Origin of the sequence: Tepidimonas sediminis, from assembly GCF_007556605.1 — a bacterium.
Classification (GTDB): Bacteria; Pseudomonadota; Gammaproteobacteria; order Burkholderiales; family Burkholderiaceae_C; genus Tepidimonas; species Tepidimonas sediminis.
Map to the genome: position 1 here is coordinate 122014 of NZ_VJND01000004.1, position 25949 is coordinate 147962.

Here is a 25949-nt window from a genome sequence, read left to right on the forward strand (position 1 = left end):
GGAACAAGCCGCGATGTCCAGCATCCAGTGGTTTCCCGGGCACATGCACGCCACCGTCAAGGCGTTGCGCGAGCGGCTCAAGACCATCGACGTCGTCATCGAGCTGCTGGATGCGCGCCTGCCCGGCTCCAGCGCCAATCCGCTGCTGGCCGAGCTGACGGCCGGCAAGCCCACGCTGAAGGTGCTCAACAAGGAGGACCTGGCCGACCCGCAGCGCACCGCGTGCTGGCTGGCGCACTACGGCGCCCAGCAGGCCACGCGCGCCATCGCGCTGCACGCGCAGATGCCGGGGCCGGCGCGCCTGCTGGTGCAGGAGTGCCGGCGCCTGGCGCCGCAGCGCGGCGGCATGGCCAAGCCGCTGCGCGTGCTCATCGCCGGCATCCCCAACGTCGGCAAATCCACGCTGATGAACACCCTGATCGGTCGCCGGGTCGCCAAGGCGGCCGACGAGCCGGGCGTGACGCGTCACGAGCAGCGCGTGGCGCTGGCCGATGACGTCTACCTGTACGACACGCCGGGCCTGCTGTGGCCCAAGATCCTGGCGCCGGAAAGCGGCTGGCGGCTCGCGGCCAGCGGGGCCATCGGCCGCAACGCCTACGACGAGGAGGAGGTGGCGCTGGCGCTGCTGGCGCTGCTGCAGGCCGAGCACCCCGAGCGCCTGCTGGCGCGCTACCGCCTGCCGGGCACGGCGGCGGAGCTGGCCGCGCAGCCGGCGCACGCGCTGCTGGCGGCCATCGGCCGGCGCCGCGGCGCGCTGCTGCCGGGCGGGCAGGTGGATCCCCACAAGGCTGGCGAGGTGGTGCTGGCCGACTTCCGTGCCGGGGCGCTGGGGCGCTTGACGCTGGAGACGCCGGAGGCGTTCGAGGCGTGGATGGCGGCGGCACGCGCCGCCGAGGCCCGGCGCCAGGCCGAGCGCGCCGCGCGCCGCGGGGGGCGCCGGCAGGCTCCCGCGACGGATGCCGGGCCCTGATGCTACAGTGCGGGCATGGCGGGTGAAGAGGCTTTGCCGCGGCCGACCCGCGCGCGCCAGCGCGACGCCGACGGCCTGACCGCGCGCCAGCGCGAGGTGCTGGCCTACGTGCGGCGCTGCGTGCAGGCGCAGGGCGTGCCGCCGACGCGCGCCGAAATCGCGCGCGCGTTCGGCTTTCGCTCGCCCAACGCCGCCGAGGTGCATCTGCGCGCCCTGGAGCGCAAGGGCGTGCTGGAGCTGCGCGACGGCCGCGCGCGCGGCATCCGGCTGCGCGGCGAGGAGCCGGCCGAGCTGCTGCAGCTGCCGCTGGTGGGGCGGGTGGCGGCCGGCTCGCCGATCCTGGCGCAGGAGCACGTCGAGGCGGTCTACCCGGCCGATGCGCGCTGGTTCGCGCGCCGGCCCGACTACCTGCTGCGCGTGCGCGGCTGGTCGATGCGCGACGCCGGCATCCACGACGGCGACCTGGTGGCGGTGCAGGCCGGACGCGAGGCGCGCCCCGGCCAGATCGTGGTGGCGCGGCTCGGCGACGACGTCACCGTCAAGCGGCTGCAGCGCGACGGCGCCGGCTGGCGCCTGCAGGCGGCCAACCCGGATTTTTCCGACCTCGTCGTGGCGCCGGGTGAGCCGCTGGTCATCGAGGGCGTGGTGGTCGGCCTGCTGCGCCCGCACGGTTGGGGTTGACCGGGCGGGCTGCGCCCGTGGGGCGACGTTCAGTGGAAATCGTGGCTGGCGGGGCGCAGACCGTGCAGCAGCGCATCGGCCTGCGCCAGCCGCCAGGCCACCAGGTGCCCCGCCGCGTGCGGCGGCGCGCCCAGGCGCTGCCAGCGGCCTTCGACGATGAGCAGCCGGCCACTGCGCCACACCGCCTCGGTGCGCTCGGCCAGCGCGGCGCGCACGATCACCTGCACGCTGCCAGTCTCGTCCTCCAGCGTCAGGAACAGCGTGCCGCGCGCGGTGGCCGGGCGCTGGCGCGCGGTCACCAGACCCGCGACGCGCAGCCGCCGGCCGCTGGCCAGGTTGGGCAGCTCGGCGGCGCGACGGCCATCGGGGGGCAGCCGCGCGCGCAGCAGCGCCAGCGGGTGCGCGCGCAGCGACAGACCCAGCGCCGCGTAGTCGGCCCAGACTTCCTCGGCCAGCGTGGCGGCGGGCAGGGCCGGTGGGGCCTCGGCGAGGCGTGACGCTGCCGGGCTCGAAGCCTCGGCGCGCACGCCTTCGGCCAGCGCCAGCGGCGGCTGCCAGGCGCTGGCCTGCCACCATTGCCGGCGGCGCGATCCGGCCAGCGCCTGCAGCGCATCGGCCTGCGCCAGCGCGCGCAGCTGCGTGCGCGTCAGCCGCGCGCGCGTGGCCAAGTCGTCCAGGTCGAGGAAGGCGCGCTGCGCGCGCGCCGCCACCAGCCGCCGCGCCGCCGGCTCGCCCAGCCCATGCACCAGCCGCAGGCCCAGGCGCACCGCCGGCTGGCCCGCGGCGGGGTCGGACGGCGGCTCCAGCGTGCAGTCCCAGTCGCTTCGCGTCACGTCCACCGGGCGCACCTCGACGCCGTGGCGGCGTGCGTCCTGCACCAGCTGCGCCGGGGCGTAAAAACCCATCGGCTGGGCGTTGAGCAGCGCGGCCAGAAACGCCGCCGGTTCGTGGCATTTCAGCCAGGCGCTGGCCCAGGCCAGCAGGGCGAAGCTGGCCGCATGGCTTTCCGGAAAGCCGTAGTCGCCAAAGCCGCGAATCTGCCGCACCAGGCGCTCGACGAAGTCGGCCGGGTAGCCGCGCGCGGCCATGCCGGCGCGCAGCCGGTCCTCGAATGGCGCCAGCCCCCCCTTGCGCCGCCAGGCGCCCATGGCGCGGCGCAGCGCGTCGGCCTCCCCGGCGCTGAAACCCGCCGCGATCATGGCCACCTGCATCACCTGCTCCTGGAAGATCGGCACGCCCAGCGTGCGCTGCAGCGCCGGCGCGAGGTCCGGGTGCGGCAGCTGCGGCGGCAGGCCGCGGCGCTGGCGCGCCCGCGCGGCCAGGTAGGGGTGCACCATGCCGCCCTGGATCGGCCCCGGACGCACGATGGCCACCTGCACCACCAGGTCGTAGAAGCACGCCGGGCGCAGCCGCGGCAGCATGCTCATTTGCGCGCGGCTTTCGATCTGGAACACGCCCACCGTGTCGGCGCGCTGGATCATGGCCCAGGTGGCGGCGTCATCCGCCGGGATGTCGGCCAGCGTCAGCGTGCGTCCCCGCCAGCGCGAGGCGAGCTGCAGCGCGCCGCGCAGCGCCGACAGCATGCCCAGTGCCAGCACGTCGACCTTCAGCATGCCCAGCGCCTCCAGATCATCCTTGTCCCACTCGACGACGGTGCGCCCGGGCATGGCCGCCGGCACCACCGGCACCGTCAGCGTCAGGGAGTGGCGCGCCAGCACGAAGCCGCCGGTGTGCTGGCCGCGGTGGCGCGGCAGGTCCAGCAGCGCCTGCGCCAGCGCCAGCCAGCGCGTCACGCGCGCGTCGTCGGCGTCCAGCCCCGCCTCCTGCAGCGCCTGCGGCGGCAGGTCCTGTGGCGCGCGGCGGCGGCACCAGCGCGCCAGCCGCTCGATGGCCGGCTCGGGCATCGCCAGCGCCCGCCCCACCGCGCGCACCGCGCTGGCGGGCTGCCAGGTGATCGTGCTGGCCGCCAGCGCCGCGCGCGCGCGGCCGTAGCGGGCGTAGAGGTACTGGATGACCTCCTCGCGGCGCTGGTGCTCGAAATCGACGTCGATGTCGGGCGGCTCGGCGCGCGCGCGGCTGATGAAGCGCTCGAACAGCAGCTGGCTGCGCGCCGGATCGACCTCGGTGATGCCCAGGCAATAGCACACCACCGAGTTGGCCGCCGAGCCGCGCCCCTGGCACAGGATGCCGCGGCCGCGCGCGAAGCGCACGATGTCGTGCACGGTGAGGAAATAGGCTTCGTAGCGCAGCTCGGCGATCAGGGCGAGCTCGCGCTCCAGCTGCTGCCGCACGCCCTCCGGGATGCCGTGCGGGTAGCGCCGCGCCGCCCCTTCGAAGGTGAGCGCGCGCAGGTGCTGCGCCGGCGTGCGGCCAGGCGGCACGACCTCGGGCGGGTATTCGTAGCGCAGCTCGTCGAGCCGGAAGCGGCACAGCGCCGCGATGCGGTGCGCCTCGGCGCGCAGCGCCGCCGGGTAGCGCCGCCGCCAGCGCTGCGCCGTCCACGGGTGAGCCTCACCGTGGCGCTGCCGCGCCAGCCCGCAATCCTGCAGCGGGCGGTGCAGCCGGGTGGCGGTCAGCACGTCCAGCAGCGCCTGCTCGCCGGGCTCGGCCATGCGCACCTCGGGCACCGCCGCCACCGGCAGGCCGCTGCGTCGGCCCGCCTCGCGCAGCAGCGCGATCCACGCCTCATCGTGCAGCCAGCCGTCGGCGCTGGCGCCGAGCCACACGCGCGTGCCGAAGCGCCGCCGCAGCTCGGCTGCCAGCCCGGCCAGCGCCAGCCGCCACGCCGCGCGCGGCGCCAGCGGCAGCGCCCAGCTCCACGGCAGCGCGATGAGGACGCAGCCCGGCAGTGGCGGCACCTCCCCCCAGCTGGCGTGCAGCGGCAGCCGTCGCGGGTCCGCCGGTGCCGGCGGCAGCGCCGCGCTGCGCTGGCGCAGGCGGCTGATCCAGTGGCTGATGGCGCCGTGGCCGGCGCGGTTCATCGCCAGCGCCACCAGCGTGAAGCCGCCGCCCGGCAGCACCGGATGGTGCAGCCGCCAGTGGGCGCCGACGAGGAGCGGCAACCCGAGCCGCCGTGCTGCCACGTGGGCGCGCACCACCCCGCCCAGCGTGCAGGCGTCGGTCAGCGCCAGCGCCGCATGCCCGCGCGCCTGCGCCTGCTGCACCAGCGCCTCCGGCGCCGCGCACGACTCGCCGAACGAGTAGGCGCTCTGTGCCCACAGGGTGAGCGGGATGGCCGCCGGGCGCGGCTGTCGCGGGCGGGCCATGGGAGGTCAGGCGTAAACGCCGACGGCCAGCCAGCGGCCGCCGGCGCTGTGTTCCAGCCACCACGGCTGGCCGTGGGGGTCCAGCGCGATGCAGGCCCGCTGCGCCGTGCCGTCGGCGCTGTGCCGCAGCCGCAGCGGGCCGTGCAGGCGGCGCAGCGGTCGTCCGTCGTGCAGCGGCCGGCCGCGCGCGTCGGTGGCCAGCGGCCGCGCCTGCGGCAGCCACCAGGGCGGCTGCCAAGCGGCGTCCGGGGCCAGCTCGGGCGCAGCGGCCACGACGGTGTCAGCCGCCGGCTCCCAGACGCTGGCCTGGTGCGGGTGCCAGACGGCGTACAGCCCGGGACGCCGCACGCGCGCCGGTCCGAGCCGTGCGGTCAGGCGCTCCAGCACCGCATCCCAGCCGACCGCGCTGGCTGGCGCCGCGCCCGCGCCGGCCAGCAGCGAGTCCGCCGTCGGTTGCCACGGCGCCAGCAGCAGCGTGCGCAGCGTCAGCCGCTGCACCGCGCGCGGCAGCGTCAGCCGCGCCAGCCGCTCGTGCAGCAGGCGCTGCAGCCGGGCGCCATCCTGCACCGGCTCGCGGTGCGTCAGCAGCAGCCCCGGCTCGTGGTCGGACCAGTCCAGAGCCCAGCGCAACACCCCGAGCTGGCGTGTCCGCAGCCAGGCCAGCAGGTCGCCGAGCAGCCGTTGCGCCGCGAAGGCCAGCGCGCTGGCGTCGGTGGCGGGGGCGGGCAGCTCCAGCGTGCGCTGCCAGGCCGCCGGGGGCTGCCACGGCACCAATGGCAGGGCAGCCTCCCCGTAGCACTGGCGCAGCGCCAGCGGCAGCGCCGGCTCGGTGCGCGGCGCCAGTTCCGCGGCGAGCGCGCGCAGCGCCCCCAGGGTGCGCAGGCCCAGCGCCTGCAGCGTGGTGGCGTGCCGGGCGGCGGCGCCGAGGGTGGCGGCTGGCAGCGCATCCAGCGCCGCCGGCCAGCGTGGCGGCAGGGCGTGGCGCAGTCCGCCCGCTGCCGGGGTGCTGCGCGCCAGCGCCAGTGCCGCCAGCGGCGTCGGCGCCGCCCCCAGGCGCGCCCAGCCCAGCGCGCGCAGCCGCTCAAGCAGGCGCCGCAGCAGCGCGCCGCGGCCCCCGAACAGGCGCTGCGTACGCGTCAGTTCGGCCACCCAGCCGTCTTCCAGCGTGGCCACCGTCGGAGCGAACGCGGCCAGCGCCGCGGCGACCGGCGCAGGCTGCGGCCGACTGGGCAGGCAGGCCACCCACAGCGCCGCGGCGGCCGCTTCGTCGTGCGGGGAGGCAGGGTGCGCGCTCATGCGTGGCTCCACTCGCTCCACGCCCAGGGGGCGGGCAGCCGCAGCGTCCGCGCCAGCGGCGGGCCGCGGCGCTTGAGCACCTGTACCGCCAGCGCCGCCGGGCCGTCCGGCGCCACCTGCAGCCGCAGCGGCGCCGCGCTGGTGCCGCTGGACGGCAGCGGGCGGCTCAGCACCACCAGCGGCGCCGGCCAGCCATCGCCGCCCTCCAGGGCGGCACCGCGCCGCGCGGCGCTGGCGGCCTGCTGCAACCGCCGGCTGGCGGCCATGTCCAGGTGCGGCGCGTGCAGCCAGCACAGCGCCAGTTCGGGACAGGCGAGCAGCTGCTCGGCGCACCACAGCGTCTCGTGCAGCGCCTGCGTCTGCACCTGCCACAGGCGCTGTGGCGCGACGCCGTGCGCCGCCCACGCCGCCGCGTTGGGCTGCAGCGGCAGCCCGACCAGCGCCACCTGTCCCTGGGCGCTGGCCGCGCGCAGCGCCGGCAGCAGCAGCCGCCATGGCAGCGCGGCTGCAGCGGTGACGAGCTCGACCAGCGCGCCCAGCGGCCAGCCGCCACCGGGCAGCACCGCGTCCAGGGCGTCCCAGCCGCTGGCCGCCACGGGCTGGCGCCATCCGGCCAGTGCATCGGCGCGCCAGACGTCGGGATGGGGCAGGGCGTTGACCATGCCAATACTGTACAAAAAAACAGTTCACGGCACCGTCGGCAGCCGTACGCAGGGGGCCGCCGGCGGCGCGATCCGCCTGAACGGTGGCCGCCGCCCGCCCGACGGCCGTGTCGGGCGCCCGCATCCATCCCACGGCGGTGTGGTTCGCCCCTACAATGGGAGACGTGGCAGTGGATGCGCTCCGCATCGGCCGCCATGTGGTTCCCGTTCTCGCAAAGGTCTTGCATGTCTCTCATCGAATCGGGCTGGGACGCCTTTCTCGCTTTTCTGGCCCAGGGGCTGACCGCCGCCTCGTGGTGGCAGATCGTCCTGTTCACCCTGGTGCTGACGCACCTCACCATCGTCAGCGTCACGCTCTATCTGCACCGTCACCAGGCGCACCGCGCGCTGGATCTGCACCCGGCCGTGGCGCACTTCTTCCGTTTCTGGCTCTGGCTGACCACCGGCATGGTCACCAAGGAGTGGGCGGCCATCCACCGCAAGCACCATGCCAAGTGCGAGCAGGAGGGCGATCCGCACAGCCCGCAGGTGTTCGGCATCCGCAAGGTGCTGTGGGAGGGCGCGGAGCTCTACCGCGCCGAGGCGAAGAACGAGGAGACGCTGCGCCGCTACGGCCACGGCACGCCGGATGACTGGATCGAGCGCCACCTCTACGCGCGCCATTCGCGCCTGGGGGTGAGCCTGATGCTGATCGTCGACGTCGCCCTGTTCGGCGCGGCCGGCCTGGCGGTGTGGGCGGTGCAGATGGCCTGGATCCCGTTCTGGGCCGCCGGCGTCATCAACGGCATCGGCCACTACTGGGGCTACCGCAACTTCGAGGCGCCCGACGCCAGCACCAACGTCTTCCCGTGGGGCGTGATCATCGGCGGCGAGGAGCTACACAACAACCACCACACCTTCCCGACGTCGGCCAAGTTCTCGGTCAAGCCGTACGAGTTCGACATCGGCTGGGTCTACATCCGCATGCTGGCGGCGCTGGGGCTGGCGCGGCCGAAGAAGGTGCCGCCGCGGCTGGCCTTCGGCGACGTCAAGCCGGTGCCGGACGAGCAGACGCTGGAGGCCATCGTGGCCAACCGCTACGAGGTGATGGCGCGCTACGCACGCGGGATGCGCGCGGCCATGCGCGCCGAGTGGGCGACGCTGCGCGCGCAGGTGGGCGACGAGTCGCTGCTGAAGCTGGCGCGACGCTGGCTGCACCGCGACGACGACAAGGTGCCGGCGCCGGTGCGCGAGCGGCTGCAGCAGCTGCTGAACCGCGCGCCGACGCTGGCGACGATGCATGCGATGCGCGAGGAGCTGCGCCGCCTGTGGTCGGATGCGACGCTGTCGCGCGAGCAGATGGCGCGCGAGCTGCAGGCCTGGATCCAGCGTGCCGAGCACAGCGGCGTGGAGGCGCTGCGTGACTTCGCCCAGCGCCTGCGCGCGGCGCGCCTGGCGTCGGTGGCCGGCTGAGGCGGGTCTTCCCGCCAAGGCGGGGCGGTGGCGGGCCTGCGCCCTGCCATCACCCCGGTGACGCCGCCGCGGGCGGCGGCACCGGAAACAAAGCAAAACCGCCAGCAGACGCTGGCGGTTTTGCCTTGTCGTGACGCAGGGGGCCGGCCGGATGATGCGTGCGGCCGGCGCCCGGCTTCACTTCAGCTTGGTTTCCTTGTACTCGACGTGCTTGCGCGCCACCGGGTCGTACTTCATGAACGACAGCTTGTCCGGCGTCGTCTTCTTGTTCTTGGTCGTGGTGTAGAAGTGACCGGTACCTGCGGTCGACTCCAGCTTGATCTTTTCGCGTCCGCCTTTGGCAGCCATGATGGACTCCTCGTTGCGTTAGGTTCAGGCCTGGCCGCGGGCGCGCAGGTCGGCCAGCACCGCCTCGATGCCCACCTTGTCGATCAGACGCAGCGCCGCGCCCGAGACGCGCAGGCGCACCCAGCGCTTCTCGCTCTCGATCCAGAAGCGGCGCGTCTGCAGGTTCGGCAGAAAGCGGCGCTTGGTCTTGTTGTTGGCGTGGGAAACGTTGTGTCCCACCATGGGCTTCTTGCCCGTCACTTCGCACACACGTGCCATGATGCTGGTCACTCCAATCAACGTCAACGGCGCGCAGTGCTCCTTCGGGGGCCTTGCGCGCCGCACCTCGCCCGTGTCCTGTGCTGTGCCGCCTGCCACACGTGGAGTGCCTCGGCTGGACGATACACGGCGTGTGGACGGCTCCGGCTCACGGGCGGCCTCATCTGCCGCCACGCAGCCCTGCATGGGCGCCCGGCAGCAAACCCTCAATTATACGGGGTGCGGCCCACGGGGGCCGCAAGCGCGCTTCAGGCTGCCGCCGGCTGCTGCTCGAGGAAGCGCTGCGCATCCAGCGCCGCCATGCAGCCGGTGCCGGCGCTGGTGATGGCCTGGCGGTAGACGTGGTCCTGCACGTCGCCGGCGGCGAACACCCCGGGCACGCTGGTCATCGTGGCCATGCCGTCGCGGCCGCCGCGGGTGACGATGTAGCCATCCTTCATTTCGAGCTGGCCGGCGAAGATCTGCGTGTTGGGGCTGTGGCCGATGGCGATGAAGACGCCCTGCAGCGCCAGCTCCTCGGTGGCGCCGGTCTGCACGTGGCGGATGCGCACGCCGGTGACGCCCTTGTCGTCGCCCAGCACCTCGTCGAGCACGTGCCAGAGCTTGAGTTCGATCTTGCCCTCGCGCACCTTCTCCATCAGCTTGTCGACCATGATGGCCTCGGCGCGGAAGGCGTCGCGGCGGTGGATCAGCGTGACCTTGCGCGCGATGTTGGCCAGGTACAGCGCCTCCTCCACGGCGGTGTTGCCGCCGCCGACGACGCAGACGTCCTGCCCGCGGTAGAAGAAGCCGTCGCAGGTGGCGCAGGCGCTCACGCCCTTGCCCATGAAGGCCTGCTCCGACGGCAGGCCCAGGTACTTGGCCGAGGCGCCGGTGGCGATGATCAGTGCGTCGCAGGTGTAGGTGCCGGCGTCGCCGGTGAGCGTGAACGGGCGGCGCGACAGGTCGGCGGTGTGGATGTGGTCGAAGACGATCTGCGTCGCGAAGCGCTCGGCGTGCTGCTGGAAGCGCTGCATCAGCTCCGGCCCCTGCACCCCGTGCACGTCGGCCGGCCAGTTGTCCACCTCGGTGGTGGTCATCAGCTGGCCGCCCTGGGCCAGGCCGGTGATCAGCACGGGCTTGAGGTTGGCGCGTGCGGCGTAGATCGCCGCGGTGTAGCCGGCCGGGCCGGAGCCGAGGATGAGGACGCGCGCGTGCAGGGTCGAGGTGCTCATGCGGGGATTGTACGGAAGCCCTTGGGGTAAGCTAGCGCCATGAGCCGGTCTGCCAACGCCTTCCACGCCGACCTGGCCGCGCCGCCGCCGGCGCGGGGGCTGCGCCGTTTCGCGCAGGAGCTCGGCCTGCTGATGGCGGCGGCGGCGCTCGGGTTTGCGCTGGTGGCGTTGCTGTCGCACCATCCGGCCGATCCGGCCTGGACGACTTCCGGCACCGGGGTCGGCTACCGCAACTGGGGCGGGCGGCTCGGGGCGTGGGTGGCCGATCTGGGCTACGCGCTGCTGGGCGCCTCGGTGTGGTGGCTGGTGCTGGCCGGTGCGCGGGCGTGGCTGGCGGCGCTGGCGCGCTGGCTGCGCGGCGGCGCGGTGCCCGCGCAGCCGCTGCAGCCCGCCAGCGTGTGGCGCTCGGCGACGCGCTGGGCCGCGCTGGCGGGTGTGCTGGCGGCCAGCTGCACGCTGGAGTGGACGCGCCTGACGCGCTGGGACGCCTGGCTGCCGGGGCACACCGCCGGCGGCGTGCTGGGGGCGCTGCTCGGGCCGCTGGCGCTGCGCTGGCTGGGCGACGTCGGTTCGGTGCTGGTGGCGCTGGCGCTGGCGGCCGCCTGTCTGCCGTTGGCGCTGCGCTTCTCGTGGGCGCAGGTGACCGAGGCGATCGGGGCGGCACTGGAGGGCGCGTGGCTGCGCTGGCGCGAGCGGCGCGAGGCCGATGAGGACGCGCGCATCGGCGCACGCGCGGCGCGGGCGCGGCAGGCGGGCTCGGGCGGCGCGTCGGCGCGCGCGCAGGTGGAGCCGCGCGAGCCGGTGCTGGCCGACGCGGGCGCTCCCGTGCCGGCGCCGGCCGCCCCGGCAGCGCCGGCCGAGTCGGCCACCACCAAGGCGGCGCGGCTGCAGATCGCCAGGCCGGTACCGGAGGTGGAGCCCAGCGCGCGCGTGGCCAAGGAGCGCCAGCAGACGCTGTTTGCCGACGGGGAGTCGCCGCTGCCGCGGCTGGACCTGCTCGACCCGCCGGCGCGGCAGCCCACCACCGTGGCGCCCGAGACGCTGGAGATGACCAGCCGGCTGATCGAGAAGAAACTCGCCGACTTCGGCGTCGAGGTGCAGGTGGTGGCGGCGCAGCCCGGCCCGGTCATCACGCGCTACGAGATCGAGCCGGCCACCGGGGTGAAGGGCTCGCAGATCGTCAACCTGGCCAAGGATCTGGCGCGCTCGCTGTCGCTGGTGTCGATCCGCGTCATCGAGACCATCCCCGGCAAGAGCCTGATGGCGCTGGAGCTGCCCAACGCGCGGCGCCAGACCATCCACCTGAGCGAGATCCTGGGCTCGCAGGTCTACCACGAGGCCAGGAGCCTGCTGACGCTGGGTCTGGGCAAGGACATCGCCGGTCATCCGGTGGTGGCCGACCTGGCCAAGATGCCGCATCTGCTGGTGGCCGGCACCACCGGCTCGGGCAAGTCGGTCGGCATCAACGCCATGATCCTGAGTCTGCTCTACAAGGCCGAGCCGAAGGACGTGCGGCTGCTGCTGATCGACCCGAAGATGCTGGAGCTCAGCGTCTACGAGGGCATCCCGCACCTGATCGCGCCGGTGGTCACCGACATGAAGCAGGCCGCCAACGGCCTGAACTGGTGCGTGGCCGAGATGGAGAAGCGCTACCGCCTGATGAGCAAGCTGGGCGTGCGCAACCTCGCGGGCTACAACGCCAAGATCGACGAGGCCGCGCAGCGCGGCGAGTCGATCCCCAACCCCTTCAGCCTGACGCCGGAGTCACCCGAGCCGCTGGCGCGCCTGCCCTACATCGTGGTGGTGATCGACGAGCTGGCCGACCTGATGATGGTGGTCGGCAAGAAGATCGAGGAGCTGATCGCGCGCCTGGCGCAGAAGGCGCGCGCCGCCGGCATCCACCTGATCCTGGCCACGCAGCGGCCCAGCGTCGACGTCATCACCGGCCTGATCAAGGCCAACATCCCGACGCGCATCAGCTTCCAGGTCAGCAGCAAGATCGACAGCCGCACCATCCTCGACCAGATGGGCGCCGAGGCGCTGCTCGGCATGGGCGACATGCTGTACCTGCCCGCCGGCGCCGGCTTGCCCACGCGCGTGCACGGCGCCTTCGTCAGCGACGACGAGGTGCACCGCGTGGTGGCGTTCCTGAAGGAGCGCTACGGCGAGCCCGACTACGTGGAAGACGTGCTGGAGGCCGCCACCGGGGAGGGCGCCGGCGCCGAGGGCGCGCCCGACGGCGAGGGCGGCGGCGAGAAGGACCCGCTGTACGATCAGGCCGTGGCCATCGTGCTGCAGGACCGCAAGGCCAGCATCAGCTACGTGCAGCGCAAGCTCAAGATCGGCTACAACCGCGCCGCGCGGCTGCTGGAGGACATGGAAAAGGCCGGCCTGGTCAGCCCCCTGACCGCCAGCGGCCAGCGCGACATCCTGGTGGGCGGACGGCCTGAATGACGCAAGCCGCCGCCCCGCACCGTCACCCCCACCTCATGATGCCGACCCGTCGCTCGATCGTGCTGGCCCTTGTGGCGGCTGCCTTGGCCCCGCCGGCCGTGGCCGGCGAGGGCCTGCGCGCACTGGAGGCCTTCCTGGCCAACGTGCAACAGGGGCGTGCCAGCTTCACGCAGACCGTCACGGCCCCCGGGCGCGACGGCCAGCCGCCGCGCGTGCGCACCAGCCGCGGCGAGTTCAGCTTCCTGCGGCCGGACCGGTTCCGCTTCCACTACACCCATCCGTTCGAGCAGGACATCGTCGCCGACGGGCAGACGCTGTGGCTGCACGACCCGGATCTGAACCAGGTGACCGCGCGGCGCCAGGCCGAGGCGCTGGCGCACACGCCCGCGGCGCTGCTGGCCGCCGGCGCGGATCTGCGCGCGCTGCGCCAGGCGTTCGAGCTGCGCGAAGGCGAGCCGCGCGAAGGCCTGCACTGGGTGGAGGCCACGCCCACCAGCCGCGACGGCGCGATCCAGCGCATCGCCGTGGGCTTTCGCGACGGGCGGCTGGAGGTGCTGGAGGTGCTGGACGGCTTCGGTCAGCGCTCGGTGCTGCGCTTCGGGCCGCTGCAGACTGCCGGCGTGACGGCGGCGCAGTTCCGCTTCCAGCCCCCACCCGGCGTGGAGGTGGTGCGTCCGTGACCGGTTTGGCGAGGGACGCCCGTGCGCACGTGGCGCCGCCGGTGCCGCTGGCCGAGCGGCTGCGGCCGCGCACGCTCGCGGAGGTGGTCGGCCAGGCGCACCTGCTCGGCCCCGGCATGCCGCTGCGGCTGGCGTTCGAGAGCGGCCGGCCGCACAGCTGCATCCTGTGGGGGCCGCCGGGGGTGGGCAAGACCACGATCGCGCGCCTGATGGCGCAGGCGTTCGACGCCCAGTTCGTCGCCATCAGTGCGGTGCTGGGCGGCTTGAAGGACATCCGTGACGCCGTGGAGCGTGCGCAGGCCGCGCGCTCGGGCCTGTCGCCGCAGGCGACGCTGGTCTTCGTCGACGAGGTGCACCGCTTCAACAAGGCGCAGCAGGACGCCTTCCTGCCGCATGTCGAAAGCGGCCTGTTCACCTTCGTCGGCGCCACCACCGAAAACCCGAGCTTCGAGGTCAACGCCGCGCTGCTGTCGCGCGCCACCGTTTACGTGCTGCAGCCGCTGGCGGAAGCCGACCTGCAGGCGCTGATCGACCGCGCGCTGGACAGCGGCGAGGTGCCGGCGCTCACCGCGGCGGCGCGGCAGCGGCTCGTGGCCTATGCCGACGGCGACGCGCGCCGGCTGCTCAACACCCTGGAGACGCTGGCGGTGGCCGCGCGCGCGCAGGGCCGCGCGGAGGTGGACGAAGCCTGGCTGCTGGCGACGCTGGGCGAGCGCCTGCGCCGCTACGACAAGGGGGGCGATGCGTTCTACGACACCATCAGCGCGCTGCACAAGAGCGTGCGCGGCAGCGACCCTGACGCGGCGCTGTACTGGCTGGCGCGCATGCTCGACGGCGGGGCTGACCCGCGCTACCTGGCACGGCGGCTGATCCGCATGGCGGTGGAGGACGTCGGGCTGGCGGATCCGCGCGCGCTGCGGCTGGCGCTGGACGCGGCCGAGACCTACGAGCGGCTCGGCAGCCCGGAGGGCGAGCTGGCGCTGGCGCAGGCGGCCGTCTACCTGGCCGTGGCGCCCAAGAGCAACGCCGTCTACACCGCCTACAAGGCCGCGCGCACCTTCGTGGCGCGCGATGGCACGCGGGCGGTGCCGCTGCACCTGCGCAACGCCCCCACGGCGCTGCTGCGCGAGCTGGGGCATGGGCGCGCCTACCGCTACGCGCACGACGAGCCGGATGCGTTCGCCGCCGGCGAGCGCTACTTTCCCGACGGCATGGAGGAGCCGCGTTTCTACGAGCCGGTGCCGCGCGGGCTGGAGATCCGCATCGGAGAGAAGCTCGCCGAGCTGCGCCGGCGCAACGCCGAGGCACGTGCGGCGGGCGCCAGCGAGCCGGATAAGACCGCCTAATGCAAGCGCTGAAACATCGATGAGCCTGCTGCACGACCGTGGCTGGCCCCTCGATTGCTTCGGGAAAACCCGAAGTGCGCGACACCCGGCCTAGGGCAAACGATCACCGATCGCGGCAAGGCGCTTGGCTACAATCCGCGCACTTCAACCCGCCCCAAGGCCGCAACACGGCCGGCACTGGCGGGTTTTTTGCTAGCCCGGCCGGCCAGGAGCCGCCGGGCGGGCCGGTTCCTCACGACGGAGAACGTTCATGGAAGTCTTGCTACAGCAGATCATCAACGGTCTGGTGCTGGGCAGCATGTACGCGCTGGTGGCACTGGGCTACACGATGGTCTACGGCATCATCGGGCTGATCAATTTCGCCCACGGTGATGTGCTGATGGTGGGGGCGCTGACCAGCTGGACCATCATCACCTGGGCGCGCGAGGCCTCGCCGGATCTGCCCGGCTGGGCGCTGCTGGCGCTGGCGGCGCTGATCTCGATGGTGGTGTGCGCGGTGCTCAACTTCAGCATCGAGAAGCTCGCCTACAAGCCGCTGCGCAATTCGCCGCGGCTGGCGCCGCTGATCACCGCCATCGGCATGAGCATCCTGCTGCAGACGCTGGCGATGATCATCTGGAAGCCCAACCCGAAGTCCTATCCGACGCTGCTGCCGAGCGAGCCGTTCAACCTCGGCGGCGCGGTGATCTCGCCGACGCAGGTGACGATCCTGGCCACCACCGCCATCGTGCTGTCGCTGCTGATGTTCATCGTCAACAGGACCAACCTCGGCCGCGCCATGCGCGCCACCGCCGAGAACCCGCGCGTGGCGGCGCTGATGGGCATCAAGCCCGACGTCGTCATTTCGGCCACCTTCGTCATCGGCGCGATGCTGGCGGCGATCGCCGGCATCATGTGGGCGTCCAACTACGGTACGGTGCAGCACTCGATGGGCTTCATGCCGGGCCTGAAGGCGTTCGTCGCCGCGGTGTTCGGCGGCATCGGCAACCTGGCCGGCGCCGTGGTCGGCGGGGTGGCGCTGGGGCTGATCGAGTCGCTCGGGGCCGGCTACCTCGGGCCGCTGACCGGCGGCTTCCTCGGCAGCCAGTATTCCGACATCTTCGCCTTCATCGTGCTGGCCATCGTGCTGACGCTGCGGCCGTCGGGCCTGCTGGGCGAGCGCGTGGCCGACCGCGCCTGACGCCGGGAGGAACGACACCATGACGCAAGCTTCCTCTTCCAAGGCCAAGCTGCTGACCTTCGCGCTGGCTGCGGCCGGCCTGCTGGTGCTGCCGCTGCTGCTGCAGGCCACCGGCAGCAACTCCTGGCTGCGCATCGTCGACGTGGCGCTGCTGTACGTGATGCTGGCGCTGGGGCTCAACATCGTGGTGGGCTTCGCCGGCCTGCTGGACCTGGGCTTCATCGCCTTCTTCGCCGTCGGCGCCTACCTCTACAGCCTGCTGGCCTCCAGCCACCTGGCGGACAACTTCCCCGCCATTGCGGCGATGTTTCCGAACGGCATCCACTTGAGCTTCTGGATCGTGATCTTCCTGGCGGCGATCCTGGCCGGCATCACCGGCCTGATCCTGGGCTATCCGGTGCTGAAGCTGCGCGGCGACTACCTGGCCATCGTGACGCTGGGCTTCGGCGAGATCGTGCGCATCTTCATGCTCAACCTCGACCGCCCGATCAACATCACCAACGGGCCCAAAGGCATCGCCGGTGTGGACGCCGTCAGCGTCTTCGGCCACAACATGGCGCAGCGCCTCACGGTCTCGCTGGGCGACTGGAGCTACACCTTCGAGTCGGTGACCCTGTACTACTACCTGATCCTGTTCTTCGTCGTGCTGACGGTCGTCATCTGCTACCGGCTGGCCGACTCGCGCATCGGCCGCGCCTGGATGGCGATCCGCGAGGACGAGATCGCCGCCAAGGCCATGGGCATCAACACCCGCAACCTGAAGCTGGCGGCGTTTGGCACCAGCGCCACCTTCGGCGGCGTGGCCGGCGTGCTGTTCGCCTCGCTGATGCGCGGCGTCTATCCGGAGTCGTTCGTGCTGATGGAGTCGGTGATGATCGTGGCGATGGTGGTGCTGGGTGGACTGGGGCACATCCCGGGCGTGATCCTGGGGGCGCTGCTGCTGGCCGGCCTGCCGGAGCTGCTGCGCCACCTGGCCGGTCCGCTGCACCACCTCACCGACGGGCGGCTGGCGCCGGAGATCCTGCGCCAGCTGCTGATCGCGCTGGCGATGATCGTCATCATGCTGCTGCGTCCGCGCGGTTTGTGGCCGGCGCCGGAGCATGGCAAGTCGCTGAGCAAGTGAGGAGCACGATCCATGACGGACACCATCCTGAAAGTCAGCGGCGTCTCCAAGCGCTTCGGCGGCCTGCAGGCGCTTTCCGACGTCGGCATCGAGATCCGGCGCGGTCAGGTCTACGGCCTGATCGGCCCCAACGGCGCCGGCAAGACCACCTTCTTCAACGTGCTGACGGGCCTCTACACCCCCGACAGCGGCACGTTCGAGCTGGACGGCCAGCCCTACACCCCGACCGCGGTGCACGAGGTCGCCCGTGCCGGCATCGCGCGTACCTTCCAGAACATCCGGTTGTTCGCCGAGATGACGGTGCTGGAAAACGTCATGGTCGGCCGGCACGTGCGCACGCGCTCGGGCATCCTGAGCGCCATCTTCCGCACGCGCACCTTCAAGGCCGAGGAAAAGGCCATCGCCGAGCGGGCGATGGAGTTGCTGGAGTACGTGGGCATCGCGCGCTACGCCGACTACAAGGCGCGCACGCTGTCGTATGGCGACCAGCGCCGGCTGGAGATCGCGCGCGCGCTGGCCACCGATCCCAAGCTGATCGCGCTGGACGAACCCGCCGCCGGCATGAACGCCACCGAGAAGGTGCAGCTGCGCGAGCTGATCGAGCGCATCCGCGCCGACGGGCGCACGATCCTGCTGATCGAGCACGACGTCAAGCTGGTCATGGGCCTGTGCGACCGCGTCACCGTGCTCGACTACGGCAGGCAGCTCGCCGAGGGCACGCCCGCCGAGGTGCAGAAGAACCCCAAGGTGATCGAGGCCTATCTGGGCACGCAAGGACACTGAGATGGCGAACACCCTGCTGAAGGTCACGGGCCTGAAGGTCTCCTACGGCGGCATCAAGGCCGTCAAGGGCATCGACCTGGAGGTGCGCGAGGGCGAGCTGGTCACGCTGATCGGCTCCAACGGCGCCGGCAAGACGACGACGATGAAGGCCATCACCGGCATGCTGCTGGCCGAGGCCGGCGAGATCGTCTACCATGGCCAGCCGATCCGCGGCGTCGGCTCGTGGGATCTGGTCAAGCGCGGACTGGCCATGGTGCCGGAGGGCCGCGGCGTCTTCACGCGCATGACCATCGTCGAGAACCTGCTGATGGGCGCCTATGTGCGCACCGACAAGGCCGAGATCCAGCGCGACATCGAGCGCATGTTCGCGCTGTTTCCGCGCCTGAAGGAGCGCAAGGACCAGCTGGCCGGCACGATGTCCGGCGGCGAGCAGCAGATGCTGGCGATGGCGCGCGCGCTGATGAGCCGCCCCAGGCTGCTGCTGCTGGACGAGCCGTCGATGGGCCTGTCGCCGATCATGGTCGACAAGATCTTCGAGGTGGTGCGCGACGTGCACGCGCAGGGCATGACCATCCTGCTGGTGGAGCAGAACGCCCGCCGCGCGCTGCAGGTGGCCGACCGTGGCTACGTGATGGACTCCGGCGAGATCATCATGCACGGCGAGGCCAAGGCCATGCTGGACGACCCGAAGGTGCGCGCGGCCTACCTCGGTGAGGCCGCCGCCGCGGCCTGAAGGCGCGACGGTCCGCGCGCCTACAATCGGGACATCGGCGGCCTTGAGCCGCCGGTCCGTCTTTCCGTCCGCCCCGACGCCTGCGCGCCCTCCTTGCGGGCCGCGCGGGGCGGTGCCACGCCCGTCCGCCACACCATGACCCACGCCGATCCCGTCACGTCCCACGCCGACGACAACCAGCTCATCGCCGAGCGCCGCGCCAAGCTCGCGGCGCTGCGCCAGGCCGGCACGCCGGCGTTTCCGAACGACGTGCGCCCGCAGCACAGCGCCGAGCAGCTGCAGGCCGAGTACGGCCACATGAGCAACGAGCTGCTGGAGCCGATGCGCGCGCGCGCCAGCGTCGCCGGCCGCATGATGCTCAAGCGCGTCATGGGCAAGGCGAGCTTCGCCACGCTGCAGGACGCCTCCTTCGGTCCCACCGGCGGGCGCATCCAGCTCTACGTCACCAAGGACGGCGTGGGCGAGGCGCTCTACGAGGCGTTCAAGCACTGGGACCTGGGCGACATCCTCTGGGCCGAGGGTACGGTGTTCAAGACGCGCACCGGGGAGCTGTCGATCAAGGTCGAGCGGCTGCGTCTGGTGGTCAAGAGCCTGCGGCCGCTGCCGGACAAGTTTCACGGCGTGCACGACCAGGAGCTGAAGTACCGCCAGCGCTACGTCGACCTGATGACCGACGTGACGGCGCGGCAGCGCTTCGTGGCGCGCAGCCAGGCCGTCACCGCGCTGCGCGAGCACATGGTGGCGCACGGTTTCCTCGAGGTCGAGACGCCGATGCTGCACCCGATCCCGGGTGGGGCCAACGCGCGCCCGTTCGTCACGCACCACCACGCGCTGGACCAGGACATGTACCTGCGCATCGCGCCGGAGCTGTACCTGAAGCGGCTGCTGGTGGGCGGCTTCGACCGCGTCTTCGAGATCAACCGCAATTTCCGCAACGAAGGCATCAGCGTGCGGCACAACCCCGAGTTCACGATGATGGAGTTCTACGCCGCGTACTGGAACCACGCCGACATGATGGCCTTCACGGAGGACATGATCCGGCGCGTGGCGCGCGCGGTCTGCGGCGACGGCAAGCTGGTCTATCAGGGGCGTGACGTCGACCTGGAGCAGCCGTTCGAGCGCCTGACCATCCGCGAGGCCATCCTGCGCCACACCGACGCCGGCGAGCGCGTCGACGACGCCGACTGGCTGCGCGCGCAGCTGCGCAAGCTCGGCGTGGACGAGGCCAAGGAGCGGTTGCAGCAGCGCAGCCTGGCCGCGCTGCAGGTGCTCTACTTCGAGGAGGTGGTGGAGGACAAGCTCTGGCAGCCGACCTTCATCTGCAACCACCCGACCGAGATCTCGCCGCTGGCGCGCGCCAGCGACGCCGATCCCGGCATCACCGAGCGCTTCGAGCTCTACATCACCGGCCGCGAGATCGCCAACGGCTTCTCGGAACTGAACGACCCCGAGGACCAGGCCGCGCGCTTTCATGCGCAGGTGGCCAACAAGGAGGCTGGCGACGACGAGGCGATGTACTTCGACGCCGACTACATCCGCGCGCTGGAGTACGGCATGCCGCCGGCCGGCGGCTGCGGCGTCGGCATCGACCGGCTGGTGATGCTGCTGACCGACAGCGCCAGCATCCGCGACGTGATCCTGTTCCCCGCGCTGCGCCGCGAGGCCTGAACGGGGCCGCGCGCGGCGCCGCGCCACGGGGTGTCAGGCGGCGTAGGGCTCCAGCGCCTTGCGCAGCTTCTTCAGCGCCGCCGCCTCGATCTGGCGGATGCGCTCGGCGCTGACGCCGTATTCGTCGGCCAGTTCCTGCAGCGTCTTGCCGCCGTGGCCGTGCTCGTCGACGTCGAGCCAGCGCGCGCGGATGATGTGCCGCGAGCGCTCGTCCAGCTGCGCCAGCGCCTGCTCGATGCCGTCGGTGGCCAGCCGCTCGCGCTCGCGCGCGGCCAGCACTTCGGTCGGCTCGTGGCGCTGGTCGGCGAGGTAGGCGATCGGTGCCAGCGTCTCCTCGCCGTCGTCGGCCGGCAGCGGATCCAGCACGACGTCGGCGCCGCTCAGGCGCGCCTCCATTTCGATGACGTCCTCGCGCTTGACGTTGAGGTCGCGCGCGATGGCGTCGATCTCGGCCTGCGTCAGCCGCTCGCGCCGGCCGGCGTCGTCGTCGGCGTCGGCCTTCAGGCCGTTCCTGAGCGAGCGCAGGTTGAAGAACAGCTTGCGCTGGGCCTTGGTGGTGGCCACCTTGACCATGCGCCAGTTGCGCAGGATGAACTCGTGGATCTCGGCCTTGATCCAGTGCACCGCGTAGCTGACCAGCCGCACGCCCTGCGCCGGGTCGAAGCGCTTGACCGCCTTCATCAGGCCGATGTTGCCTTCCTGGATCAGGTCGGCCTGCGGCAGGCCGTAGCCCAGGTACTGGCGCGAGATCGCCACCACCAGCCGCAGGTGCGACAGCACGAGCTTGGCGGCAGCCTCCAGGTCACCGCGCTCGCGCAGACGGCGCGCGCATTCGCGCTCTTCCTCGGCGCTGAGCATCGGGATGCGGTTGACGGCGCTGATGTAGGCGTCCAGGTTGCCCAGCGGAGGCAGCGTCAGGCTGGTGCTGCTCCACGAGGCCGCCGGCAGGGTGCCCGCGGCGGCGGGGGCCAGGGCAAGGGACGGGGCGCTCATCGGTTCTCCTCTCCGGTTGCGCGTTCGTATCATGTTAGCACTCTCTTGGATCGAGTGCTAAGGCGCAGGTTCCCGCGCCGGTTGACGGCACCGCCGCGGCGCGTCATCCTTGCGTCATGACGGTCAAAGCCGACGGATCATGGCGGAGGTGGCTGGGCTGCGCCGGGTTGGCGCTCGCGCTGGCGCTGGGCGCGGCGGCCGTGGCCGCCCGCGGTCTGCGCGTGCAGGAGGTGGCGCGTGGGCTGGAGCACCCGTGGGCGGTGGCATTCCTGCCGGATGGGCGCTTCCTCGTCACCGAGCGGCCCGGGCGGTTGCGCGTGGTGGAGCCGGACGGGCGCCTGTCGGCCCCGGTGGCCGGCGTGCCGCGCGTCGACGCCGTGGGGCAGGGCGGGCTGCTGGATCTGGTGCTGGACCGCGACTTCGCGCGCAACCGGCAGCTCCACTTCTGCTACGCCGAGCCGGGGGACGGCGGCAACGCCACCGCCCTGGCGCGCGCGCGACTGAGCGCGGATGCCGCGCGGCTGGAGGACGTGCGCGTGATCTTCCGCCAGCGGCCCAGGGTGGCGAGTCGTCTGCACTTCGGCTGCCGCATCGTCGAGGCGCCCGATGGCTCGCTGTTCCTGACGCTGGGCGAGCGCTACCACCGCATGGCCGATGCGCAGGCGCTCGACAACCACCACGGCAAGATCGTGCGCGTGACGAAGGACGGCGCCGTCCCGCCTGACAACCCGTTCGTCGGGCGAGCCGATGCGCTGCCGGAGATCTGGAGCTACGGCCACCGCAACCCGCAGGGCGCCGCGTGGGGCCCGGACGGACGGCTGTGGGTGCACGAGCACGGCCCGCAGGGCGGCGACGAGCTCAACCGCCCCGAACGCGGTGGCAACCACGGCTGGCCGGTGGTGACGTTCGGCGAGCAGTACGGGGGCGGGCGCATCGGCGAGGGCACGCACAAGCCCGGCATGGTGCCGCCGCTGCACCATTGGACGCCGTCGATCGCGCCGTCCGGCATGGCGTGGCTGACCAGCGACCGCTACGGGGCGGCCTGGCGCGGCAGCCTGTTCATCGGCGCGCTGCGCGGCCGGCAGCTGGTGCGGCTGGACGTGGATGGCACACGCGTGGTGCGCGAGCAGCGGCTGCTGCAGGAGCTGGGCGAGCGCATCCGCGACGTGCGCCAGGGGCCGGACGGCTGGCTGTACGTGCTGACCGACGCGCCCGATGGTCGGCTGCTGAGGCTGCTGCCGACGCCGTGAGCAGCCGCTAGACTAGCGCGCGGTGAGCCCCTCGTGCGAGGGGCAAGGAGGGTAACGATGCGGATGAGCAGGGTCGGCGGCGCCGCACTGGCGCTGATGCTGGGGTGGACGGCCGCGGCGGCGTGGGCCGCCGAGGGCGAGGCGGCCGCATGCGAGGCCGCGGCGCACGAGCGCAAGCTGGCCGGTGCGGCCAGGACGTCGTTCGTGAAGAAGTGCCGGCAGGAGGCGCAGGCGCGTTGCGAGGCGCAGGCCGGCGAGAGGAAGCTGGCAGGCGCCGCACGCACGAGCTTCGTGGCCAAGTGCGTGCGCGAGACCGGCCCGCAGCCGCAGTGAGGGCCGGGCCGTCATGTTGACGCTGCAGCAGGCGGTGCGCGCCAACGCCACGCTGGCCGACGTGGCCGAGCGCGCGTGGGCCTCGGCGCGGTTGCTGCGGCGGGTGGTGGTGCATCTGCCGCCGCTGCTGCGCGAGCAGGTGCAGCCCGGCCCGCTGGACGAGCGCGAATGGTGGCTGCTGGCGGCCAATCCGTCGGTGGCGGCCAAGGTGCGCCAGCTGGCGCCGGTGCTGCTGGCGGCGGCGCGTGCGGCCGGCTGGCCGACGCTGGAGACGGTGCGCGTGCAGGTGCAGGCCGCGCCGATGCCGCGCTGACGGTAGCGCGGCTTGCAGGGCTACAATGCCTGCCATCATGGCCGGCGGTCTCCCTGGGGCTGCCGGCCGGTGTTCGTCCGGCTGCGGCGTGCAGGTCCGCGGCCGGTTCTTTTGAGTGAGCACGCACAGCACGGCACGCCCGGCGCTCTCGGGCGGGCGTGGCGGGGTTTCCATGGCCATTCCGTTCCTGACCAAGATCTTCGGCAGCCGCAACGACCGGCTGCTCAAGGGTTACCGCCGCATCGTCGAGCGCATCAACGCGCTGGAGCCGGCCCTGCAACTGCTCAGCGACGAGCAGCTGCAGGCCAAGACGGCCGAGTTCAGGCAGCGCCTGGCGCAGGGGCAGTCGCTCGATGACCTGCTGCCCGAGGCGTTCGCGGTGGTGCGCGAGGCCAGCCGGCGCGTCATGAAGATGCGCCACTTCGACGTGCAGCTGATGGGCGGCATCGCGCTGCACCAGGGCAAGATCGCCGAGATGCGCACCGGCGAGGGCAAGACGCTGACCGCCACGCTGCCGGTGTACCTCAACGCCCTGACCGGCAAGGGCGTGCACGTCGTCACCGTCAACGACTACCTGGCCGGCCGCGACGCCGAGTGGATGGGTCGGCTCTACAGGTGGCTGGGGCTCACGGTGGGCGTCAACCTGCCGCTGATGAACCGCGAGGCCAAGCAGGCCGCCTACGCCGCCGACATCACCTACGGCACCAACAACGAATTCGGTTTCGACTACCTGCGAGACAACATGGTGTACGAGGCGCGCGACCGCGTGCAGCGCGGCCTGCACTACGCCATCGTCGACGAGGTGGACTCGATCCTGATCGACGAGGCGCGCACGCCGCTGATCATCAGCGGCCAGGCCGAGGACCACACCGAGCTCTACGTCAAGGTCAACCAGCTGGTACCGCAACTCAAGCGCCAGATCGGCGAGGCCGACCCGCGCACCGGCGAAGGCGTCGTCGAGCCGGGCGACTTCACCGTGGACGAGAAGTCGCACCAGATCCACCTGACCGAGCAGGGGCACGAGCGCGCCGAGGAGCTGCTGACGCGCGCCGGGTTGCTGCCGGAAGGGGCCTCGCTCTACGATCCGGCCAACATCACGCTGCTGCACCACCTGGTCACGGCGCTCAAGGCCCACCACCTCTATCACCGCGACCAGCACTACGTGGTGCAGAACGGCGAGGTCGTCATCGTCGACGAGTTCACCGGACGCCTGATGGTGGGGCGGCGCTGGAGCGACGGGCTGCACCAGGCGGTGGAGGCCAAGGAGGGCGTGGCGATCCAGCCGGAGAACCAGACGCTGGCCTCGATCACGTTCCAGAACTACTTCCGCCTGTACGGCAAGCTGGCCGGCATGACCGGCACCGCCGACACCGAGGCCTACGAGTTCCAGCAGATCTACGGGCTGGAGACGGTGGTCATTCCGCCCAACAAGCCCAGCCAGCGCCGCGACGAGCAGGACCGCGTCTACAAGACGCTGGCCGAGAAGTACCGCGCCGTGGTGGAGGACATCCGCGCCTGCCACGAGCGCGGCCAGCCGGTGCTGGTGGGCACCTCCTCGATCGAGAACTCCGAGCTGCTGTCGCAGCTGCTGCAGCGCGAGGGGCTGCCGCATCAGGTGCTCAACGCCAAGCAGCACGCGCGCGAGGCCGAGATCATCGCCCAGGCCGGTCGCCCGGGCGCGATCACGATCGCCACCAACATGGCCGGCCGCGGCACCGACATCGTGCTCGGCGGCAACCTGGAGAAGATGATCGCCGCGGTGGAGGCCGACCCGGCGCTGGACGAGGCCGCCAGGGCGCAGCGCATGGAGCAGCTGCGCCAGCAGTGGCAGGCCGACCACGAGAAGGTCAAGCAGCTCGGCGGCCTGCGCATCATCGGCACCGAGCGGCACGAGAGCCGCCGCATCGACAACCAGCTGCGCGGCCGCGCCGGCCGCCAGGGCGACCCCGGTTCCAGCCGCTTCTACCTGAGCCTGGACGACCCGCTGATGCGCATCTTTGCCGGCGAGCGCGTCAAGGCCATCATGGAGCGGCTCAAGATCCCCGAGGGCGAGGCGATCGAGGCCGGCATGGTCACGCGCGCCATCGAGAGCGCGCAGCGCAAGGTCGAGGCGCGCAACTTCGACATCCGCAAGCAGCTGCTGGAGTACGACGACGTCGCCAACGACCAGCGCAAGGTCATCTACCAGCAGCGCAACGACATCCTCGATGCGCCGGACCTGTCGGGCCAGATCGCCGCGCTGCGCGAAGGCTGCTTCACCGACCTGGTGCGCCAGTACGTGCCGGCCGGCAGCGTGGAGGAGCAGTGGGATCTGCCCGGCCTGCAGCAGGCGCTGGCCGAACGCTACGGGCTGACGCTGGACCTGGTGACCGAGGTGCAGCAGGCCAGCGAGATGGACGACGAGGACATCGTGCGCCGCGTCGTGCAGGCCGCCCACGACGCCTACGAGGCCAAGGTGCGGCTGGCCGGGGCGGAGGCGCTGCGGCCGTTCGAGCGCGTGGTGCTGCTGCAGACGCTGGATCAGCACTGGCGCGAGCATTTGAGCGCGCTGGACTACCTGCGCCAGGGCATCCACCTGCGCGGCTACGCGCAGAAGCAGCCCAAGCAGGAGTACAAGCGCGAGGCGTTCCAGCTGTTCGGCCAGATGCTGGACGCGGTGCGCGACGAGGTCACGCGCATCCTGATGAACGTGCGCATCCAGACGCCGGAGGAGATGAGCGGCGCGGCGCAGCAGATGGAGGCGCGCGCCACGCACCTGACCAACGTCACCTACACCGCGCCGACCGAGACCGGGGAGGCCGAGACCACCGCCGATGCCGGGCTGCTCGCCCGCCCGCCGGTGCCCTCGATGCCGCGCGTCGGCCGCAACGATCCGTGCCCGTGCGGCAGCGGCAAGAAGTACAAGCACTGCCACGGCAAGCTGACCTGAGCTGCCGCCCGAGGAGT

General features: G+C 72.3%; 22 protein-coding genes. 15 read left to right on the forward strand and 7 right to left on the reverse strand.

Going from position 1 to position 25949, the window contains the following annotated elements:
• Window positions 1-13 precede the first annotated feature (13 nt).
• Together ylqF and lexA are read left to right on the forward strand one after the other, a co-directional pair.
• Window positions 14-970: a ribosome biogenesis GTPase YlqF gene (ylqF, locus tag Tsedi_RS05010; protein ID WP_143894225.1), complete on the forward strand. Its 957-nt coding sequence runs from the start codon at window positions 14-16 to the stop codon at window positions 968-970.
• Between the two features lie 15 nt (window positions 971-985).
• A complete protein-coding gene (lexA, locus tag Tsedi_RS05015; protein WP_143894227.1) occupies window positions 986-1651 on the forward strand; it encodes a transcriptional repressor LexA in 666 nt (221 codons plus the stop codon).
• A 29-nt stretch (window positions 1652-1680) separates the two neighbouring features.
• Here lexA and Tsedi_RS05020 read toward each other — a convergent pair whose 3' ends face one another.
• Genes Tsedi_RS05020 through Tsedi_RS05030 form a run of 3 tightly spaced genes read right to left on the reverse strand, consistent with a single transcriptional unit; the run spans window position 1681 to window position 6875 of the window.
• Window positions 1681-4917, reverse strand: coding sequence for an error-prone DNA polymerase (locus Tsedi_RS05020; protein ID WP_143894229.1), 3237 nt, complete (start codon window positions 4915-4917; stop codon window positions 1681-1683).
• Between the two features lie 6 nt (window positions 4918-4923).
• Window positions 4924-6213, reverse strand: coding sequence for a DNA polymerase Y subunit UmuC family protein (locus Tsedi_RS05025; RefSeq protein ID WP_143894231.1), 1290 nt, complete (start codon window positions 6211-6213; stop codon window positions 4924-4926).
• Window positions 6210-6875 (reverse strand): SOS cell division inhibitor SulA, encoded by a 666-nt coding sequence (locus tag Tsedi_RS05030; protein ID WP_143894233.1) that lies wholly within the window; start codon window positions 6873-6875, stop codon window positions 6210-6212. Before Tsedi_RS05030 ends, Tsedi_RS05025 begins: the two co-directional genes overlap by 4 nt.
• 225 nt (window positions 6876-7100) lie before the next feature.
• Between Tsedi_RS05030 and Tsedi_RS05035 the strand changes: the two genes are divergently transcribed.
• On the forward strand, window positions 7101-8327 hold the full coding sequence (locus Tsedi_RS05035; RefSeq protein ID WP_143894235.1) for a DesA family fatty acid desaturase: 1227 nt from the start codon (window positions 7101-7103) through the stop codon (window positions 8325-8327).
• Window positions 8328-8504: 177 nt separating this feature from the next.
• On the opposite strand, the gene rpmG is transcribed toward Tsedi_RS05035, so the two are convergent.
• The 3 genes from rpmG to trxB form a co-directional block, all read right to left on the reverse strand.
• On the reverse strand, window positions 8505-8675 hold the full coding sequence (rpmG, locus tag Tsedi_RS05040; RefSeq protein WP_043698878.1) for a 50S ribosomal protein L33: 171 nt from the start codon (window positions 8673-8675) through the stop codon (window positions 8505-8507).
• 24 nt (window positions 8676-8699) lie between these two features.
• Complete coding sequence (rpmB, locus tag Tsedi_RS05045) at window positions 8700-8933, reverse strand: 50S ribosomal protein L28 (protein WP_132963501.1); 234 nt, start codon at window positions 8931-8933, stop codon at window positions 8700-8702.
• Between the two features lie 248 nt (window positions 8934-9181).
• A complete protein-coding gene (gene trxB, locus Tsedi_RS05050; RefSeq protein WP_143894238.1) occupies window positions 9182-10147 on the reverse strand; it encodes a thioredoxin-disulfide reductase in 966 nt (321 codons plus the stop codon).
• Between the two features lie 39 nt (window positions 10148-10186).
• Here trxB and Tsedi_RS05055 point away from each other — a divergent pair, with 39 nt between their 5' ends.
• The 8 genes from Tsedi_RS05055 to lysS all read left to right on the forward strand — a co-directional run bounded on the left by Tsedi_RS05055 (window position 10187) and on the right by lysS (window position 20114).
• A complete protein-coding gene (locus tag Tsedi_RS05055; RefSeq protein WP_143894239.1) occupies window positions 10187-12601 on the forward strand; it encodes a DNA translocase FtsK in 2415 nt (804 codons plus the stop codon).
• Window positions 12602-12636: 35 nt separating this feature from the next.
• Complete coding sequence (gene lolA, locus Tsedi_RS05060) at window positions 12637-13281, forward strand: outer membrane lipoprotein periplasmic chaperone LolA (protein ID WP_425472725.1); 645 nt, start codon at window positions 12637-12639, stop codon at window positions 13279-13281.
• On the forward strand, window positions 13278-14627 hold the full coding sequence (locus tag Tsedi_RS05065; RefSeq protein WP_281280119.1) for a replication-associated recombination protein A: 1350 nt from the start codon (window positions 13278-13280) through the stop codon (window positions 14625-14627). Before lolA ends, Tsedi_RS05065 begins: the two co-directional genes overlap by 4 nt.
• A gap of 250 nt (window positions 14628-14877) precedes the next feature.
• Complete coding sequence (locus Tsedi_RS05070; protein WP_143894241.1) at window positions 14878-15807, forward strand: branched-chain amino acid ABC transporter permease; 930 nt, start codon at window positions 14878-14880, stop codon at window positions 15805-15807.
• Between the two features lie 19 nt (window positions 15808-15826).
• Entirely contained in the window at window positions 15827-16930 is a 1104-nt protein-coding gene (locus tag Tsedi_RS05075) for an ABC transporter permease subunit (RefSeq protein WP_143894243.1), read from the forward strand.
• A 12-nt stretch (window positions 16931-16942) separates the two neighbouring features.
• Window positions 16943-17713, forward strand: a complete 771-nt coding sequence (locus tag Tsedi_RS05080) for an ABC transporter ATP-binding protein (RefSeq protein WP_143894245.1) — start codon at window positions 16943-16945, stop codon at window positions 17711-17713.
• A gap of 1 nt (window position 17714) precedes the next feature.
• Window positions 17715-18446 carry an ABC transporter ATP-binding protein gene (locus Tsedi_RS05085; protein ID WP_143894247.1) on the forward strand — a complete coding sequence of 244 codons (732 nt, stop codon included), beginning with the start codon at window positions 17715-17717 and terminating at the stop codon, window positions 18444-18446.
• A gap of 135 nt (window positions 18447-18581) precedes the next feature.
• Window positions 18582-20114, forward strand: a complete 1533-nt coding sequence (lysS, locus tag Tsedi_RS05090; protein ID WP_143894250.1) for a lysine--tRNA ligase — start codon at window positions 18582-18584, stop codon at window positions 20112-20114.
• A gap of 33 nt (window positions 20115-20147) precedes the next feature.
• Here the strand turns inward: lysS and rpoH are convergent, their stop codons facing one another.
• Complete coding sequence (gene rpoH, locus Tsedi_RS05095; protein WP_143894252.1) at window positions 20148-21107, reverse strand: RNA polymerase sigma factor RpoH; 960 nt, start codon at window positions 21105-21107, stop codon at window positions 20148-20150.
• Between the two features lie 116 nt (window positions 21108-21223).
• On the opposite strand from rpoH, the gene Tsedi_RS05100 reads away from it, so the two are divergent.
• The 4 genes from Tsedi_RS05100 to secA all read left to right on the forward strand — a co-directional run bounded on the left by Tsedi_RS05100 (window position 21224) and on the right by secA (window position 25932).
• Window positions 21224-22357 carry a PQQ-dependent sugar dehydrogenase gene (locus Tsedi_RS05100; protein ID WP_143894254.1) on the forward strand — a complete coding sequence of 378 codons (1134 nt, stop codon included), beginning with the start codon at window positions 21224-21226 and terminating at the stop codon, window positions 22355-22357.
• A gap of 57 nt (window positions 22358-22414) precedes the next feature.
• Window positions 22415-22690: a hypothetical protein gene (locus Tsedi_RS05105; RefSeq protein WP_143894255.1), complete on the forward strand. Its 276-nt coding sequence runs from the start codon at window positions 22415-22417 to the stop codon at window positions 22688-22690.
• 13 nt (window positions 22691-22703) lie between these two features.
• A complete protein-coding gene (locus tag Tsedi_RS05110; protein WP_143894257.1) occupies window positions 22704-23003 on the forward strand; it encodes a hypothetical protein in 300 nt (99 codons plus the stop codon).
• Between the two features lie 172 nt (window positions 23004-23175).
• Window positions 23176-25932, forward strand: coding sequence for a preprotein translocase subunit SecA (gene secA, locus Tsedi_RS05115; protein ID WP_143894259.1), 2757 nt, complete (start codon window positions 23176-23178; stop codon window positions 25930-25932).
• Window positions 25933-25949: the final 17 nt, after the last annotated feature.